This is a genomic window from Pseudomonas sp. S36 (genome assembly GCF_016647875.1).
In the GTDB taxonomy this organism is placed as follows: domain Bacteria; phylum Pseudomonadota; class Gammaproteobacteria; order Pseudomonadales; family Pseudomonadaceae; genus Aquipseudomonas; species Aquipseudomonas parafulva.
Map to the genome: position 1 here is coordinate 1 of NZ_JACVVG010000097.1, position 1056 is coordinate 1056.

The following is a 1056-nucleotide window of genomic DNA, read 5'->3' on the forward strand; positions in this document are numbered from 1 at the left end:
TTGTTAGGTGACTGCGTACCTTTTGTATAATGGGTCAGCGACTTATATTCAGTGGCGAGCTTAACCGAATAGGGGAGGCGTAGCGAAAGCGAGTCTTAATAGGGCGTTTAGTCGCTGGGTATAGACCCGAAACCGGGCGATCTATCCATGGGCAGGTTGAAGGTTAGGTAACACTGACTGGAGGACCGAACCGACTACCGTTGAAAAGTTAGCGGATGACCTGTGGATCGGAGTGAAAGGCTAATCAAGCTCGGAGATAGCTGGTTCTCCTCGAAAGCTATTTAGGTAGCGCCTCATGTATCACTGTAGGGGGTAGAGCACTGTTTCGGCTAGGGGGTCATCCCGACTTACCAAACCGATGCAAACTCCGAATACCTACAAGTGCCGAGCATGGGAGACACACGGCGGGTGCTAACGTCCGTCGTGAAAAGGGAAACAACCCAGACCGTCAGCTAAGGTCCCAAAGTCATGGTTAAGTGGGAAACGATGTGGGAAGGCTTAGACAGCTAGGAGGTTGGCTTAGAAGCAGCCACCCTTTAAAGAAAGCGTAATAGCTCACTAGTCGAGTCGGCCTGCGCGGAAGATGTAACGGGGCTCAAACCATGCACCGAAGCTACGGGTATCACCATTAGGTGATGCGGTAGAGGAGCGTTCTGTAAGCCTGTGAAGGTGAGTTGAGAAGCTTGCTGGAGGTATCAGAAGTGCGAATGCTGACATGAGTAACGACAATGCGAGTGAAAAACTCGCACGCCGAAAGACCAAGGTTTCCTGCGCAACGTTAATCGACGCAGGGTTAGTCGGTCCCTAAGGCGAGGCTGAAAAGCGTAGTCGATGGAAAACAGGTTAATATTCCTGTACTTCCAGTTATTGCGATGGAGGGACGGAGAAGGTTAGGCCAGCCTGGCGTTGGTTGTCCAGGTTTAAGGTGGTAGGCTGAAATCTTAGGCAAATCCGGGATTTCAAGGCCGAGAGCTGATGACGAGTTGCCTTTAGGCGACGAAGTGGTTGATACCATGCTTCCAAGAAAAGCTCCTAAGCTTCAGATAACTGGGAACC

Annotated in this window: 1 rRNA gene; it reads left to right on the forward strand. The window is 51.0% G+C overall.

From position 1 onward, the window contains the following. Positions 1 to 1056: ribosomal RNA gene (locus IAE36_RS23450) — 23S ribosomal RNA — on the forward strand; the annotation flags it as partial.